Consider the following 14,624-nt stretch of genomic DNA (forward strand, 5'->3'; position numbering starts at 1 on the left):
TCAATCGACTGATCGAGAAAACCAATGATTGCTCAATCGTCGGACGTCTTGTCCTTGTATTCACACAGGTCTTCGATCCGGCAGCTGCCGCAGCGAGGCTTGCGGGCCTGGCAAACGTAACGTCCATGAAGGATCAACCAATGGTGGGAGTCGAGAAGATAGGGCTTGGGCACGAACTTCATCAGCTGTTTTTCCACCTCAACGACGTTTTTGCCGCGAGCGATGCCGGTTCGGTTGCTGACACGAAAAATATGCGTGTCCACTGCCATGGTCAGTTGCCGAAACGCAGTGTTGAGCACCACATTGGCCGTCTTGCGACCCACACCCGGCAGCGCTTCAAGGGCTTCGCGAGTTTGGGGCACCTCGCTGCCATGCAGCTCGACGAGCAGGCGGCAGGTCTCGATGACATTCTTGGCCTTGCTGTTGTACAAACCGATGGTCTTGATGTACTCCGACAACCCGTCCACACCCAGTGCATAAATAGCCTCTGGCGTATTGGCCACCGGGTATAGCTTGGCGGTGGCCTTGTTGACGCCAACGTCCGTGGATTGGGCCGACAGAATCACCGCAATCAGCAACTCGAATGGCGACGAGTAGGCCAGTTCGGTTTTGGGCTCCGGATTGTCTTCGTGAAACCTGCGGAAAATTTCCAGGCGTTTTGCGGCGTTCATGGGGCGGGTATTTCCTTGCAGGCTGTCGTCGTAGTTTCAAAAGTGCAGGCGTTGCAGGATAAACCATCGCCACTCTGCCCGGCAGCGACTGTCGCGGATCAATCGCCGGTGTGCGCGTCCACTTGGCGCTGCGCTTGCTCGAGCGTGTGTTGTGCGGCTTTGAGCTCATCCGCGGTGGTTTGCGGCTGGCGTAGCAACCTGCTGGCGTCCGCGCGCGCGTACGCCAAGGCGGTTTTCAGCTGGCGCAGCTGAGTGTCGATGGGGCGTTTTTCCACACGCTGCAACTCAGGTCTTGGCTGCTCCCTGACAGCCTCGGCGTCATGCAGGGTTTGCTCCGCGGTGGCCAGCGCGGCACTCAAGGTTGCCAATTGCTGCTCGTCAGCATTGCGGTCCTGGGCCTTCTTCAATTCGGCGCGGCGCATCGCCAGCTGGATTTTCGCGCGCTTGAGTTCAGGGTCTTTGGCGGTCGGCGGTGGAGGCGGACAGTTCGCCTCCAGTGCGCTGAGCGCCTGCTCTGCCGCTTCGAACTGCTGCTGCAGGACGATCAGCTGCGACTGTTGCTCAAACGTCGGCGGATGACCGAATGCCTTTAAGGATTTGTGCAACTGGGCACGACTCATTGCCACGGTGATTTTGGCTTTCTTGACCGCTGCATCCTGGGCTACCTGAGCACTGTCGGTGTGCACAGGCACACTGGGTATCGGGCGTTTGGCTCGCGCCAGGCGCTCGGCGAGTTTATGTGCATCTTCGCGTTGCAGCCGCGCGTTGCGTTGCTCATAGCGCCGCCGCGCCCGGTCGCGCTTGAGGGCACGCGCATGGCGCTGCTGATCATTGGCAGCCAGGCCGCCGACAATCGGCAGCACGCTCGTCGCTGGGCGCATCTCAATGCAATCGACAGGGCAGGGCGCCACACACAGGTCGCAACCGGTGCACTCATCAATGATCACGGTGTGCATCAACTTGGCGGCGCCGACAATCGCATCCACCGGGCAAGCCTGGATGCATTTGGTGCAGCCGATGCACTCGGCCTCGCGAATATAGGCGACCTGAGCGGGAGCCTCGCCTCGGCTGGTGTCCAGTTCCAGCACCGGCACGCGCAGCAACTGCGCAAGGCCCGCAATGGTTTCCTGCCCACCGGGCGGGCACTTGTTGATCGCCTCGCCCTGAGCAATGCCCTCGGCGTAAGGCTTGCAGCCCGGGTGCCCGCATTTGCCGCATTGGGTCTGCGGCAGCAGCGCGTCGATACGTTGGATCAGAGTCATGGGGTGATCATTGGCATGCCGGTTAGACAAACAGGGCCTGTAGGGGTGAGCCCGGGCGGCTTTTCTATGGCGAGCCGGGCTGTTGTGGCGAGCGGGCTTGCCCCGCGTTGGGCTGCGAAGCGGCCCCACCAAGGCCACCCGGTTTCCAAAGGTAGAACCGGGTGTTTGGTTCAGGGGCCGCTACGCGCCCCAACGCGGGGCAAGCCCGCTCGCCACAACAACGCTGCTTGCCACATCGTTTTACTTGATCCGTTGACCCGGTTTGGCACCGCTGTCGGGGCTCAACAGGTAGATCTCTTCACCGCCAGGGCCCGCCGCCATCACCATGCCTTCGGAAATACCGAACTTCATTTTCCGTGGCTTGAGGTTGGCAATCATCATGGTCAGACGACCATCGAGCTTGGAGGGGTCCGGGTAAGCGCTCTTGATTCCGGAGAATACGTTGCGTCGCTCATCACCGATGTCCAGCGTCAGGCGCAACAGCTTGTCGGCACCTTCCACGGCTTCGGCCTTGATGATCAGCGCAACGCGCAGGTCAACGGCGGCAAAAGCGTCGAAGTCGATTTCCGGGGAGAGCGGGTCTTTGGCCAACTCGCCGTTGCCGGCCGGTGCCGATTCGCCGGTGTCGGTCTGGCTGGCGACCAGGTCTTCTTTCGAAGCATCGGTCATCGCCTGCACCTTGACGGGGTCGATACGGGTCATCAGCGGCTTGAACTCGTTCAATTGATGGTTGCTGAGCAAGGTAGCGTGGTCATTCCAGGTCAGCGGCGCGATGTTGAGGAACGCCTCGGCGTCGGCGGCCAGCAATGGCAACACCGGCTTGAGGAAGATCACCAACTGGCGGAACAGGTTGACGCCCGTGGCGCAGATCGCCTGGACTTCAGCTTGCTTGCCTTCCTGCTTGTTCAGCGACCACGGCGCCTTGTCGGCGATCCACGCGTTGGCACGGTCGGCCAGGCCCATGATTTCGCGCATGGCGCGGGCGAAGTCGCGCGCTTCATAGGCGTCGGCAATGCTTGGCGCGGCGGCCAGGAAGGCCTCGGTCAGTTCCGGTGCGGCGTTCTCGGCCACCAACAAACCGCCATTACCCTTGTGGATAAACCCGGCGCAACGGCTGGCGATGTTGACGACTTTGCCCACCAGGTCCGAGTTGACCTTCTGTACGAAGTCTTCCAGGTTCAGGTCGAGGTCGTCGACGCCACGGCCCAGCTTGGAGGCGTAGTAGTAGCGCAGGTATTCCGGCGACAAGTGGTCCAGGTAGGTGCGCGCCTTGATAAAGGTGCCACGGGACTTGGACATTTTCTGGCCGTTGACCGTCAGGTAGCCGTGCACGGCGATGCCGGTTGGCTTGCGGTAGCCCGACCCTTCAAGCATCGCCGGCCAGAACAGGGCGTGGAAGTTGACGATGTCCTTGCCGATGAAGTGGTACAGCTCGGCGGTGGAATCCTTGGCCCAGAACGCATCGAAGTCCAGCTCCGGCGTGCGGTCGCACAGGTTCTTGAAGCTGGCCATGTAACCGATCGGCGCGTCCAGCCACACATAGAAGTACTTGCCTGGCTCGTCCGGGATTTCGAAACCGAAGTACGGCGCATCGCGGGAGATGTCCCACTGTTGCAGGCCGGCATCCAGCCATTCGGCGATCTTGTTGGCCACGGCGTCTTGCAGGGTGCCGCTGCGCGTCCAGGTTTGCAGCATCTGCTGGAAGTCCGGGAGCTTGAAGAAGAAGTGCTGGGAATCCTTGAGCACCGGAATGGCGCCAGAGATGGCCGAGCGCGGGTTCTTCAGGTCAGTCGGTGCATAAGTGGCACCGCACTTCTCGCAGTTGTCGCCGTACTGGTCTTCAGTGCCGCATTTCGGGCAGGTGCCCTTGATGAAGCGGTCGGCCAGGAACATTTTCTTTTCCGGGTCGAAATATTGCGTGATCGAACGCGTGGCAATGTGCCCGGCGTCGCGCAAGCGCGTGTAGATCAGGCTCGACAGCTCGCGGTTTTCATCGGAGTGGGTCGAGTGGAAATTGTCGAAATCAACCAGGAACTCGGCAAAGTCGGCGCTGTGTTCAGCCTGCACATTGGCGATCAGTTGTTCCGGGGTGATCCCTTCCTTTTCGGCGCGCAACATGATGGCCGATCCGTGGGCGTCGTCTGCGCAGACATAAATGCATTGATTGCCGCGATGCTTCTGGAAGCGCACCCACATATCGGTCTGGATGTACTCAAGCATATGGCCAAGATGGATAGAACCATTGGCATAGGGCAGGGCGCTGGTGACGAGGATCTTGCGTGGCTCGGACATGGGGCTCGGCTACTTGATGAAACGGAGGTCGGCCACTATAAAGCGCCGGGAAATATATTTCACCCCGTGGCGCTGTTTCTGAATCCTCCCGGGGCGCGAAAGCATGCCGCTTGGCGGCTGGAACGGTTAGGATAGCCGCCTGTTTCAGTCAGTCTTTTTTCGGGAGTAGCCCATGAGCGCCGTCAATCGCGCAGCGGTGGAAGCCGTTCTTCGCCAATACACCGACCCCTATTTGAACCAGGACCCGGTCAGCGCCGGCTGTGTACGCACCATCGACGTCCAGGGCGACCAGGTCTCGGTCCAGATGGAGCTGGGTTATGCCGCCGGCCTGTTCAAGAGCGGTTGGGCGCAGATGCTGCAAATGGCCATCGAGGGTCTCGACGGTGTGCGTTCGGCCAAGGTCGACATCCAGTGCGTGATCGCCGCGCACAAGGCCCAGGCGCAGATTCCGGGTTTGGCCAACGTCAAGAACGTGGTCGCCGTGGCATCCGGCAAGGGCGGCGTGGGCAAATCCACCACGGCCGCCAACCTTGCACTGGCGCTGGCCCGCGAAGGGGCCCGCGTTGGCATTCTCGACGCCGACATTTATGGCCCAAGCCAAGGCGTGATGTTTGGTATCGCCGAAGGCACCCGTCCCAAGGTCAAGGATCAGAAGTGGTTCGTGCCGATTGAATCGCTGGGCGTCGAGGTCATGTCCATGGCCTTCCTCACCGATGACAACACGCCGATGGTGTGGCGCGGGCCGATGGTGTCCGGCGCCTTGCTGCAATTGGTCACTCAGACCGCCTGGGGCGACCTGGATTACCTGGTGATCGACATGCCGCCAGGCACCGGCGACATTCAGCTGACCCTGGCGCAGAAAGTCCCGGTGGCCGGCTCGGTGATCGTGACCACGCCCCAGGATCTGGCGCTGCTTGATGCGAGAAAAGGCGTCGAGATGTTCCGCAAGGTCAACATCCCGGTGCTGGGCGTCGTGGAAAACATGGCGGTGCACATCTGCTCCAATTGCGGGCATGCCGAGCACCTGTTCGGCGAAGGCGGCGGTGAGAAGCTGGCCACGCAATACGGCGTTGAAGTGCTGGCTTCATTGCCGCTGGCGATGGAGATTCGTGAACAGGCGGATGGCGGCAAGCCGACCGTGGCGGCTGAGCCCGACGGGCAGATCGCTATGATCTATCAGGAGTTGGCCCGTCATGTAGGCGCGCGCATCGTCCTGCAGGAAGCGGCTGCGCCGGCAATGCCGACGATTACGGTCAGCGACGACTGATCAGCCTGAAGGAAAAGAAGCCTCGACAGTGTCGGGGCTTTTTCTTGTCCGCAGGAAGGTCAACCGGGCGCTGTTGCGCTTTTACGCATTGGCGCGTGTAAGCATTCACTTACTTTTTCGTAAGTGTTTGGGTTTTTTACCGGACGTGGACATCTCGAAATGGAGAGAGAATTTTCTATCTTGTTGAAATATAACAATTATTTATTGTTGTTTTAGCGATGAAGCTCTTCAGCCCAGCCGTTGGATCCCGTTGAACTTCCCTTGGAACTCTCTAAGATCAGCCCTGTGTCCACGGATTGACACAGCCATCAAGGAACGATGGTTGAAGGAACGTCGCAGGATGCGATTCATCAGGATGATGAAAAAGGAATACAGGGACTAGGGAAAAAATGTGGGCGGGTCATACCGCCCCTTTTTTTTGCCTGCAGAAAAGTGAAACCTGCACTGCAGAAACGCAAAAAGGCCCGCAAGGGGCCTTTTTTATTGGGCGGCGGCGCTTTAGCGCTCGAGGTCTGCAATCTTGCCTTTTTTGCCATCCCACTCCGCTGCATCCGGCATCGGATCCTTGCGTTCGGTGATATTGGGCCAGATTTCCGCCAATTCGACGTTCAACTGAATGAATTCCTGCATCTCTGCCGGGACTTCGTCCTCGGAGAAAATAGCGACGGCCGGGCATTCTGGTTCACACAGGGCGCAGTCGATGCACTCATCCGGATGGATAACCAGGAAGTTCGGGCCTTCGTAGAAGCAGTCCACCGGACACACTTCGACGCAGTCGGTGTACTTGCACTTGATGCAGTTGTCGGTAACGACGAAGGTCATTTCTAATTCTCTCCTCAGGCGGCGGCAGCGAAACCCCTTGTGGTGGGGCTCGCGAGGTTCGGGAGCGATAGTCTGCAGGCCAGGCTAAAAGCCCGCAGCATCCCAAACCGCGCGAGATTCTATCAGCTTGCAAGCGTCTGCGTTAGACCCGTGTCTTTAGTGCATAGAGCATTCCCAGCGCTTTGCGCGGCGTCATGTCGTCCAGGTCCAGCTTGGCCAACTCATCCAGGACAGGGTGAGGCAGGCTGGCGAACATGTCGCTCTGGTGTGGCGCAGCGGGTTTGCTGCTGGCTTTTTTCGGGCTTGCCACCACGGTTTCATGGGGCAAGGCCGTGGTTTCCAGGCGGCTGAGGTGCTCGCGAGCGCGGGTGATCACATCGCCCGGTACACCGGCCAATTGCGCCACGGCCAGGCCGTAACTCTGGCTCGCCGGCCCTGGCAGCACGTGGTGCAGAAACACGATACGTTCGTTGTGCTCAGTGGCATTGAGATGCACGTTGGCCACCAGCGGCTCGCTTTCCGGCAGCACGGTCAGCTCGAAATAGTGCGTGGCGAACAGGGTATAGGCGCGCAGATGCGCCAATCGCTCGGCCGCCGCCCAGGCCAGCGACAGCCCGTCGAAGGTGCTGGTGCCGCGGCCGACTTCGTCCATCAGCACCAAACTGCGCTCGGTCGCGTTGTGGAGGATGTTGGCGGTTTCGCTCATTTCCACCATAAAGGTCGAACGGCCACCGGCCAGGTCATCGCTGGAACCGATCCGCGTGAAAATGCGGTCGACCAGCGACAGCTCGCAACTGGCTGCCGGTACAAAACTGCCGATATGCGCCAGCAGCACGATCAACGCGGTCTGGCGCATGTAGGTGGATTTACCGCCCATGTTCGGACCGGTGATCACCAGCATGCGGGTGTCGTCATCCAGCGACAGGTCGTTGGCGACGAACGGCGTGGTCAACACCTGCTCAACCACCGGGTGACGACCCTGCACGATACGCATGCACGGCTCGCTGACAAACCGCGGGCAGTTCAAATCAAGGTTCAGCGCGCGCTCGGCCAGGTTGCTCAACACATCCAGCTCCGCCAGGGCCGCGGCGGTGTCCTGCAGCGGCGCCAGGCGGCTGATCAAGTCTTCGAGCAGCGCTTCATAGAGCATTTTCTCGCGCGCCAGAGCGCGACTTTTGGCCGACAGCGCCTTGTCTTCAAACTCTTTCAGCTCCGGCGTAATGAAACGCTCGGCACCTTTAAGGGTTTGACGACGCTGATAGTCGATCGGCGCCGACTCGGCCTGCTTGCTCGGCAACTCAATAAAGTAGCCGTGCACGCGGTTGTAACCGACCTTCAAATTGGCCAGGCCGGTGCGGGCCTTTTCGCGGGCTTCCAGATCAATCAGGAATTGCCCGGCGTTTTCGCTCAGCGATTGCAGTTCATCCAGCTCGGTGTCGTAACCGGTTTTCAGCACGCCGCCGTCACGGATGATGGCCGGCGGGTTGTCGATAATGGCTTTTTCCAGCAGCGCCGCGAGGTCCGGGTATGTGCCGGCGGTCACGGCCAGTTGTTGCAAGTGCGCAGTGTCCAGCTCGGTCATCGCCACTTGCAGCTGCGGCAGGGCGCTCAAGGCATCGCGCAGACGCGCCAAGTCACGCGGCCGCGCATTACGCAGGCCAATCCGCGCCAGGATGCGCTCGATATCGCCGATTTCCTTCAGCTGCGGCTGCAGCTTTTCAAAGCGATAGCCATCCAGCAGGCAGGTAATAGAGGTTTGGCGCGCTTGCAGCACGCTCAGGTCGCGCAGCGGACGGTTCAGCCAGCGGGTCAGCAAGCGGCTGCCCATGGCGGTCTGGCAACGGTCCACCACCGATTGCAGCGTGTTATCGCGGCCACCGGCCAGGTTGGTGTCCAGCTCCAGGTTGCGCCGGCTGGCGCCATCGAGCACCACGGTATCGTCCAGGCGCTCGTGGCGCAGGCTGCGCAAATGCGGCAGGGCGGTGCGCTGGGTTTCCTTGGCATAACCGAGCAGGCAACCGGCGGCGCCGATGGCCAGGGTCAGGGTTTCGCAGCCGAAGCCTTTGAGGTCTTGCACCGAGAACTGTTGGCACAGACTTTTCAGCGCCGAATCACGCTCAAAATCCCACGGCGCACGACGCTTGGTCCCACGACGCTTTTCTGCCGGCAAGTCCTTCGGCCAATCATCCGGAATCAACAACTCCACCGGGTTGATGCGCTCAAGCTCCGCCAGCAGATTCTCCCAGCCCTTGATCTCCAGCACGCTGAAATTGCCGCTGGTGATGTCCAGCACCGACAGGCCGAACAACCGCTCATCGCCCAACACCGCCGCGATCAGGTTGTCACGACGCTCGTCCAGCAACGCCTCATCACTCACCGTGCCCGGCGTGATAATGCGCACCACCTGACGTTCCACCGGCCCTTTGCTGGTCGCCGGGTCGCCGATCTGCTCACAGATCACCACCGACTCGCCCAGCTTCACCAGCTTGACCAAGTAGCCTTCCAACGAATGGTAAGGAATCCCACACATCGGAATCGACTGCCCCGCCGACTGCCCGCGCGCGGTCAAGGTGATGTCCAGCAACTTGGCGGCCTTCTTCGCGTCTTCGTAGAAGATCTCGTAGAAGTCGCCCATGCGATAGAACATCAACTGATCAGGGTGCTGGTTTTTCAGACGCCAGTACTGCTGCATCATCGGCGTGTGGGAGGACAGATCGGCGGTGTTTTTACTCATTGGATAGTAGGCAAATTCGTTGAAAGTGATGGGGCAAAGGGCGCGCGTGGTCCAGTGTCGATCAGTTGCGCAGCGCAGGCTTCCAAACGACGCAGGCCGAATGTGGGAGCTGTCGAGCCTTAGCGAGGCTGCGAAGGGATCGCCGCGCTGTACCTGCAGGCCGCAGCCCCTGCATCGCTGAAGATCGAAAGCTCAACATCGTGCCCAATCGGGGGCGCTTAACTAAACGGCATTGGGCGCTTGGCCCAGCATTTGTTGCGATGGGCGCAAGGTTAACACGTGAAGTCGGCCCTTCGCAGGTCGCAAACGGCCAGGTAAAACACAAAAAAGGGCGGCGCCTTTATATAAAGCACCGCCCTTTTTTACGGTTGCCCCTTACTGAATGTTGCCGGGCGAATCCAACACCTTCACTGCATCATCAACCACCGCTTTCACCATCTCCTGCAAGTAATGCGACGCCCAGGCGTAACGGTCCGTCTCCCTGGTCATCGCCGCATCTTCTGCGAGCTGCTTGGCGACATGGAGGAGGTCGGAGGCATGGTGCAAGGCTTCGTGCAGGGAAACACCGCTGTTTACACGGAATAGCGGTTGGTCGGAATGAAAGGAGAAGGGGGTGACGCCGAGGGTGGTTAACGCAGACGGATCTGTAGCGGTCATCGGTAAAACTCCCATATCAGTGGAGAGCTACCACGTTCGTTCTCAGGCGAATGGGTGGCAGCTGTGCGCAGGCTGAGAAACCGGAGATACAGGAACCCGGCAGACCCGAAGGTCTCCCACGCACAGCCGCCATTGCACGAATTGTGAGGCGAAAAAAAACGCCTGCAAATCGGGTTTGGGGGCGCTTGGTGCGCCTGCATCTTGCCGGGTTCTCAGGCCCGATCGCTGAATTGGCAGCGACGGGAAGGAGGGTAGCGTGGTGCTGGGGTGGGTGCAACTGGGAAAAGGGGGGCCTCTTTGCTTTGCCATTTGCCAGCGGGCCCATGCGGGGGGATACGCCCCGCCAATGATCACCTGAAGATAAGAGCCCTGGTCAGTGGCTTAAAGGTGAAAGCAGCTTTAGGCCACTACCGATCAATCGACTGATCAAGTGGAAACGGACAAAAGATGCCCGTCGCGAGAGGTCGACTGAACCTGACCTGTGGCCAGTTGAAAAGGTTTGGCAGCGCTACTCAATCAACGCGCTCGAAAAAGCGGAGACGCAATTATCGGATCTAACGCAGTTGCTGCCAAAAGTGCCTGGCAAAAAAGCTGTCCAGCGTGCCCGCAAAAAAAGCCTACGTTTCGTCGATTAGGTATCACCGCCGCAAGGTCACGCAAATGCTGAGAGTCTTTGGTCTGAGCATTGCCCCGTGTAAGGCTATGACTAAATACGGGGCTCGGTCTTCCAACATGTCTGCTCAGCCCGAAGCCGATCTAACGGCTAACGGTCCGGCTAAGCACTCAGGCGTGCCGTCACTTCATTCAACTGCCCTGACAACCCGTGAAGGTTGCGGCTTGCCGCTTCGGTGCGCTGCATGCTGTCCAGGTTGGTACTGGCAATCGTGGTGATTTCGGTGAGGTTGCGCGAGATGTCTTCCGCCACCGAGGTTTGCTCTTCGGCGGCGGTGGCAATCTGGCGGTTCATGTCGCGAATGGCTTCCACGGCATGGGTGATGCGCTCCAGCATGGCGCCGGCCTCATTCACTTGCGCGACACTTTCTTCACTGCGCGACTGGCCACTTTCAATCGCCTGAGCCGCGTCCACCGCGCCGGTTTGCACCGTTTGGATGATCTGGTTGATTTCGATGATCGACGCCGCTGTGCGCTGGGCCAGGCTTCGCACTTCGTCGGCCACGACCGCAAAACCGCGTCCGGCTTCACCGGCGCGGGCCGCTTCGATCGCCGCGTTCAGCGCCAGCAAATTAGTCTGTTCGGCGATGCCGTGTATCACTTCCAGCACCTTGCCGATGCGGCCACTGTCGGTTTCCAGGCGACGGATCACCGTGGCTGTGTTGGCGATCTCGCCACGCATTTGGGTGATGGTGTGAATGGTGCCCCGCATGACTTTTTCGCCCTGCTGCGCGGATTGGTCGGCATCATCGGCAGCGCGTGCGGCATCGGCTGCGTGACGAGCCACTTCCTGGGCGGTGGCGGACATTTCGTTCATCGCCGTAGCCACCTGATCGGTACGGTTGAACTGCTCGTTGGTACCGCTGGCCATGAGACCGGCGATGGCGTTTAACTCGCCACTTGCGCTGTCCAGATCCTTGGCGCTGCGCTGCAAGCGGTTGAAGGTTTCGGCGAGAAAGTCGCGCAAGGTGTTGGCGGCCATGGCCAGTTTGCCCAACTCGTCTTCACGGCTACTGACCACGCGTTCGGTCAGTTTGCCTTGGCTCAGTTGCGCCACGTAGTCGATCAGCTTGCGGATGGGGTCAACCAAGTTGCGGTTGATGAGCCACAGGCTCAACAGGCCGATCAACAGACCCGAGGTGAGCATTACGATAATCCCCAGCATCACCGTGCGTTTTGCAGCAGCGCTGATCAGCGTCGATTGCTCGGCGCCCTGTTTGCGCAGTTCGCCGACAAGTTCGCTCATCTGGTCGCTGGTAGCACGGTCGACGCCTTTAACGGCGGCGTCGCCAGCAGTGGGGTCTGCACCCGCGGCGATATAGGCATCGCGACCTTTCTGGTAAGCGCTTCCCAGCTGACGGTGTTCGTCACGCAGGCGTTCGATGCGGGCCTTGAGTTGGCCGTCCAGGCCTTTCTGGTTAGCCAGTTCGCCGAGAATCCCCTGTACGTCGCGCTGACGTTCTTCGAATTGCTTCCAGTATTTATCCAGGTCTGCCGGCTGCTTTCCCCGTAGCAATACGTTTTTCCATTCCTGCACCTGCACCTTGAATTGCAGGTTGGCCTCGTCGATCAATTGCGACGTGTGCAGCGGACCTTCGATTAGGTTGGCGTAGTTTTGCACCCCGCTGGACAGGAAATGAAAGCATGCCAAAGCAATCAGCAACATCGCCAACAGGCTGCCGCTCAGCAGCGCGAGAATTTGGGTTCTTAGGGATCTTTGCAGCATCGGATGATACTCATGACAGAAATTAGGCACGCCTGGTTGGGCGTGAAAGACGTCCAAACATCCCTGTCTGCGGTTCCGGTTCGTGGCCGGAGCCGCGCAAATTAACACCTGTGGTATCGGCCTTCCAGAGCGGTGCTTGAGACGAGTCCGACCGCCGGTGCCTCATAATTTCTCGATTGTCGTTCTCCGTATAAATACCTCTTGTTTGAAGATCAGATGAATGACTCCTTTTGGCTGTCGCTTTCTGATTTGCATAAATTATGCAAATTAGCATTTGCCAACCCCTAAAACTCCCGGCACTATCCGCGTTATGCAAAAACGCAACGTTTCTATCGTCTTAAGAGAACTGCTGGACCGCGACCGGATCTCCCCCACGGAGCTTCACCGGCGTACCGGCGTGCCTCAATCCACACTCTCGCGGATCCTCAGCGGCAAGATCGTTGACCCGTCGGACAAGCACATCTCGCGCATCGCCGAGTACTTTCGCGTCAGCACCGACCACCTGCGCGGGCGCGCGGCGGCGGGGGCTTTGCGCGATGACGGGCGCGACCCGATGCATTCGGAACTCAAGGACATAAGCCTGTGGGACGACGACACGCCCGTTAATGATGACGAGGTGTCGATCCCCTTTCTGCGCGAGGTTGAATTGGCTGCTGGATCAGGAAGATTCGTCATCGAGGAAAGCGAGAAGGCCAGCCTGCGGTTCGGCAAGCGCAGCCTGCGCCATAACGGGGTGCAGTTCGATCAGGCCAAGTGTGTGACGGTGCGCGGCAACAGTATGTTGCCGGTGCTGCGCGACGGCGCCACGGTCGGGGTGAACGCAGGCAAGAGTGGCATTGGCGATATCGTCGATGGCGATTTGTATGCCATCAACCACAATGGCCAGTTGCGGGTGAAACAGCTCTACCGTCTGCCTACCGGGATTCGCCTGCGCAGCTTCAATCGCGATGAACACCCGGACGAGGACTACAGTTTCCAGGATATCCAGGATGAGCAGATCAGCATCCTCGGTCATGTGTTCTGGTGGGGCATGTACGCCCGTTAACCTCCTTACGTAAGACAACGCCCGCCATTGCGCGGGCTTTTTTTCGCCTGCAGAAAACCACCAAGCCCTTTGCCCGCAAGGCCGCGAATGCACGCATGCATTTCCATGGCAAAAATAAATGCATTTGTGCATTGACTGTATATGCATACATGCATATTCTTCGTCTCAAGCCAGCCAACAAGGTGGTGGAGGCGGCAAGGATGCTGCCAAGGAAGGTGCCAAGGACGGCACGCAACATGGGCAAGGACGCCATCGAAGCGATGGCAGGGATGCCAGGCAACACCGGCAAGGATGCCGACGCTCTTTAGTTTCAACTTTTCAAAACAGGCAGCGATGAACCGGCCTAATAACGGTTCAGAGGGTTGGCAACTGACCCGGGTGTGCAGCGTAAAGCACCAGAAGCAGTTATCCGGCAGACAGGGATCGTGGTCGGAAAAACATTGAGGAAAGGTCCGTACCGCGCCAGTAGCGCCGAAAGACCGAATCTGGACCGCATTACTGAAAAGCCCGGGCGACCGGGCTTTTTGGAATGCCTACCTATCGAAGCATTTGTAAATGAAAAACGGACTATCTATTGCTCAGCCAGGAGGCGTGACATGACAAATGAACAGCAAGCGTTAGCGGAAATGCCTATCTGGCTGGTCATCGTATTGGCAGTGATCGGCGGGGTATCCGGTGAAATGTGGCGCGCCGACAAAGAGGGCGCACGGGGTTGGTCGCTGATCCGCCGTCTGGCCCTGCGCTCCGGGGCCTGCATGGTGTGCGGCGTTTCAGCGCTGATGCTGTGCTACGCCGCCGGCATGTCGATCTGGACAGCCGGCGCCATCGGTTGCCTGACTGCCATGGCCGGTGCCGATGTAGCCATCGGCCTGTATGAGCGGTGGGCGGCCAAGCGCATCGGAATCAACGAAAACTCCCGTCAGGACCCGCAGTAACTGTTGCAAGGACGCTACTTAAAATGATGCTCATCGAAAAGCCCTCTCAACTGCCCCTCGCCATTGGCGAGGCGCTGCAAGCGGCCTTCCCGGACCTGAAGATCGGCAATCACCAGGACCTTAACGGCACCGGGGATAACACCGGCGTATTGATCACGGTCGAGGGCAATGGCCCCGGCATTCGCTCCCGAGAAGGGCGCAAGGCTCACGCGTTGACCCTTTCGCTCAAGGCCATGGTTGCGCCCGGGGCATTGCCATTTGATGCCTGCGACCTGGCCAGCCAACTGATGGACCTGGTGCTGGATAACCGCTGGAACCTGCCGCAGTCACAGTGTGATTTGCCGATGAATATCGTCGCCGCGCCGTCTGTGCGCACCACGGCGGAAACGGACTACGACACCTGGACCGTTTCCTTCACCCAAACCCTTTACTTGGGACCTGTATTACTCACCGATCCCACAGGCCAACCGCTGTTCGCTCGCACCTGGGAAGTCTCGAACATCAACGACCCCGATCAATACAAACCACTGGCGGAGTAGCC

General features: G+C 59.4%; 12 protein-coding genes and 1 pseudogene. 5 read left to right on the forward strand and 8 right to left on the reverse strand.

Annotation, left to right across the window (positions count from 1 at the left end; genetic code table 11):
• Positions 1-32: 32 nt before the first annotated feature.
• The 3 genes from nth to metG all read right to left on the reverse strand — a co-directional run bounded on the left by nth (position 33) and on the right by metG (position 4,225).
• On the reverse strand, positions 33-671 hold the full coding sequence (nth, locus tag C4J83_RS05940; protein WP_106577263.1) for an endonuclease III: 639 nt from the start codon (positions 669-671) through the stop codon (positions 33-35).
• Positions 672-769: 98 nt separating this feature from the next.
• A complete protein-coding gene (gene rsxB / locus C4J83_RS05945) occupies positions 770-1,933 on the reverse strand; it encodes an electron transport complex subunit RsxB (RefSeq protein WP_124416544.1) in 1,164 nt (387 codons plus the stop codon).
• A 240-nt stretch (positions 1,934-2,173) separates the two neighbouring features.
• Positions 2,174-4,225, reverse strand: coding sequence for a methionine--tRNA ligase (gene metG, locus C4J83_RS05950; RefSeq protein WP_124416545.1), 2,052 nt, complete (start codon positions 4,223-4,225; stop codon positions 2,174-2,176).
• 172 nt (positions 4,226-4,397) lie between these two features.
• Here metG and apbC point away from each other — a divergent pair, with 172 nt between their 5' ends.
• Positions 4,398-5,492 carry an iron-sulfur cluster carrier protein ApbC gene (gene apbC, locus C4J83_RS05955; protein ID WP_124416546.1) on the forward strand — a complete coding sequence of 365 codons (1,095 nt, stop codon included), beginning with the start codon at positions 4,398-4,400 and terminating at the stop codon, positions 5,490-5,492.
• 498 nt (positions 5,493-5,990) lie between these two features.
• Here apbC and fdxA read toward each other — a convergent pair whose 3' ends face one another.
• From fdxA to C4J83_RS31040, 5 genes and pseudogenes are all read right to left on the reverse strand, one after another.
• Positions 5,991-6,314: a ferredoxin FdxA gene (gene fdxA, locus C4J83_RS05960; protein ID WP_003208688.1), complete on the reverse strand. Its 324-nt coding sequence runs from the start codon at positions 6,312-6,314 to the stop codon at positions 5,991-5,993.
• A 142-nt stretch (positions 6,315-6,456) separates the two neighbouring features.
• Entirely contained in the window at positions 6,457-9,048 is a 2,592-nt protein-coding gene (gene mutS / locus C4J83_RS05965) for a DNA mismatch repair protein MutS (protein ID WP_124416547.1), read from the reverse strand.
• 375 nt (positions 9,049-9,423) lie between these two features.
• Entirely contained in the window at positions 9,424-9,705 is a 282-nt protein-coding gene (locus C4J83_RS05970) for a DUF3077 domain-containing protein (protein ID WP_119738629.1), read from the reverse strand.
• Positions 9,706-10,480: 775 nt separating this feature from the next.
• The gene (locus C4J83_RS31035) at positions 10,481-11,359 is read right to left on the reverse strand and encodes a methyl-accepting chemotaxis protein (RefSeq protein ID WP_372239322.1); all 879 of its coding nucleotides are present in this window, start codon (positions 11,357-11,359) and stop codon (positions 10,481-10,483) included.
• A gap of 54 nt (positions 11,360-11,413) precedes the next feature.
• A pseudogene (locus C4J83_RS31040) lies at positions 11,414-12,103 on the reverse strand (methyl-accepting chemotaxis protein); the annotation flags it as partial.
• Positions 12,104-12,413: 310 nt separating this feature from the next.
• Here C4J83_RS31040 and C4J83_RS05980 point away from each other — a divergent pair.
• From C4J83_RS05980 to C4J83_RS05995, 4 genes are all read left to right on the forward strand, one after another.
• The gene (locus C4J83_RS05980) at positions 12,414-13,148 is read left to right on the forward strand and encodes a LexA family transcriptional regulator (protein WP_119738633.1); all 735 of its coding nucleotides are present in this window, start codon (positions 12,414-12,416) and stop codon (positions 13,146-13,148) included.
• Complete coding sequence (locus tag C4J83_RS05985) at positions 13,127-13,456, forward strand: hypothetical protein (RefSeq protein ID WP_124416549.1); 330 nt, start codon at positions 13,127-13,129, stop codon at positions 13,454-13,456. Before C4J83_RS05980 ends, C4J83_RS05985 begins: the two co-directional genes overlap by 22 nt.
• Before the next feature lie 288 nt (positions 13,457-13,744).
• Positions 13,745-14,083: a phage holin family protein gene (locus C4J83_RS05990; RefSeq protein ID WP_106577252.1), complete on the forward strand. Its 339-nt coding sequence runs from the start codon at positions 13,745-13,747 to the stop codon at positions 14,081-14,083.
• A 23-nt stretch (positions 14,084-14,106) separates the two neighbouring features.
• A complete protein-coding gene (locus tag C4J83_RS05995) occupies positions 14,107-14,622 on the forward strand; it encodes a hypothetical protein (RefSeq protein WP_119738635.1) in 516 nt (171 codons plus the stop codon).
• Positions 14,623-14,624 lie beyond the last annotated feature (2 nt).

Origin of the sequence: Pseudomonas sp. LBUM920 (assembly GCF_003852315.1) — a bacterium.
GTDB lineage: Bacteria > Pseudomonadota > Gammaproteobacteria > Pseudomonadales > Pseudomonadaceae > Aquipseudomonas.

What these genes read in the sequence shown, in the direction of transcription:
- nth (WP_106577263.1), bottom strand. Translation starts at nt 671, where the DNA reads ATGAACGCCGCAAAACGCCTGGAAATTTTCCGCAGGTTTCACGAAGAC.
- rsxB (WP_124416544.1), bottom strand. Translation starts at nt 1,933, where the DNA reads ATGACTCTGATCCAACGTATCGACGCGCTGCTGCCGCAGACCCAATGC.
- metG (WP_124416545.1), bottom strand. Translation starts at nt 4,225, where the DNA reads ATGTCCGAGCCACGCAAGATCCTCGTCACCAGCGCCCTGCCCTATGCC.
- apbC (WP_124416546.1), top strand. Translation starts at nt 4,398, where the DNA reads ATGAGCGCCGTCAATCGCGCAGCGGTGGAAGCCGTTCTTCGCCAATAC.
- fdxA (WP_003208688.1), bottom strand. Translation starts at nt 6,314, where the DNA reads ATGACCTTCGTCGTTACCGACAACTGCATCAAGTGCAAGTACACCGAC.
- mutS (WP_124416547.1), bottom strand. Translation starts at nt 9,048, where the DNA reads ATGAGTAAAAACACCGCCGATCTGTCCTCCCACACGCCGATGATGCAG.
- C4J83_RS05970 (WP_119738629.1), bottom strand. Translation starts at nt 9,705, where the DNA reads ATGACCGCTACAGATCCGTCTGCGTTAACCACCCTCGGCGTCACCCCC.
- C4J83_RS31035 (WP_372239322.1), bottom strand. Translation starts at nt 11,359, where the DNA reads ATGGCCGCCAACACCTTGCGCGACTTTCTCGCCGAAACCTTCAACCGC.
- C4J83_RS05980 (WP_119738633.1), top strand. Translation starts at nt 12,414, where the DNA reads ATGCAAAAACGCAACGTTTCTATCGTCTTAAGAGAACTGCTGGACCGC.
- C4J83_RS05990 (WP_106577252.1), top strand. Translation starts at nt 13,745, where the DNA reads ATGACAAATGAACAGCAAGCGTTAGCGGAAATGCCTATCTGGCTGGTC.
- C4J83_RS05995 (WP_119738635.1), top strand. Translation starts at nt 14,107, where the DNA reads ATGATGCTCATCGAAAAGCCCTCTCAACTGCCCCTCGCCATTGGCGAG.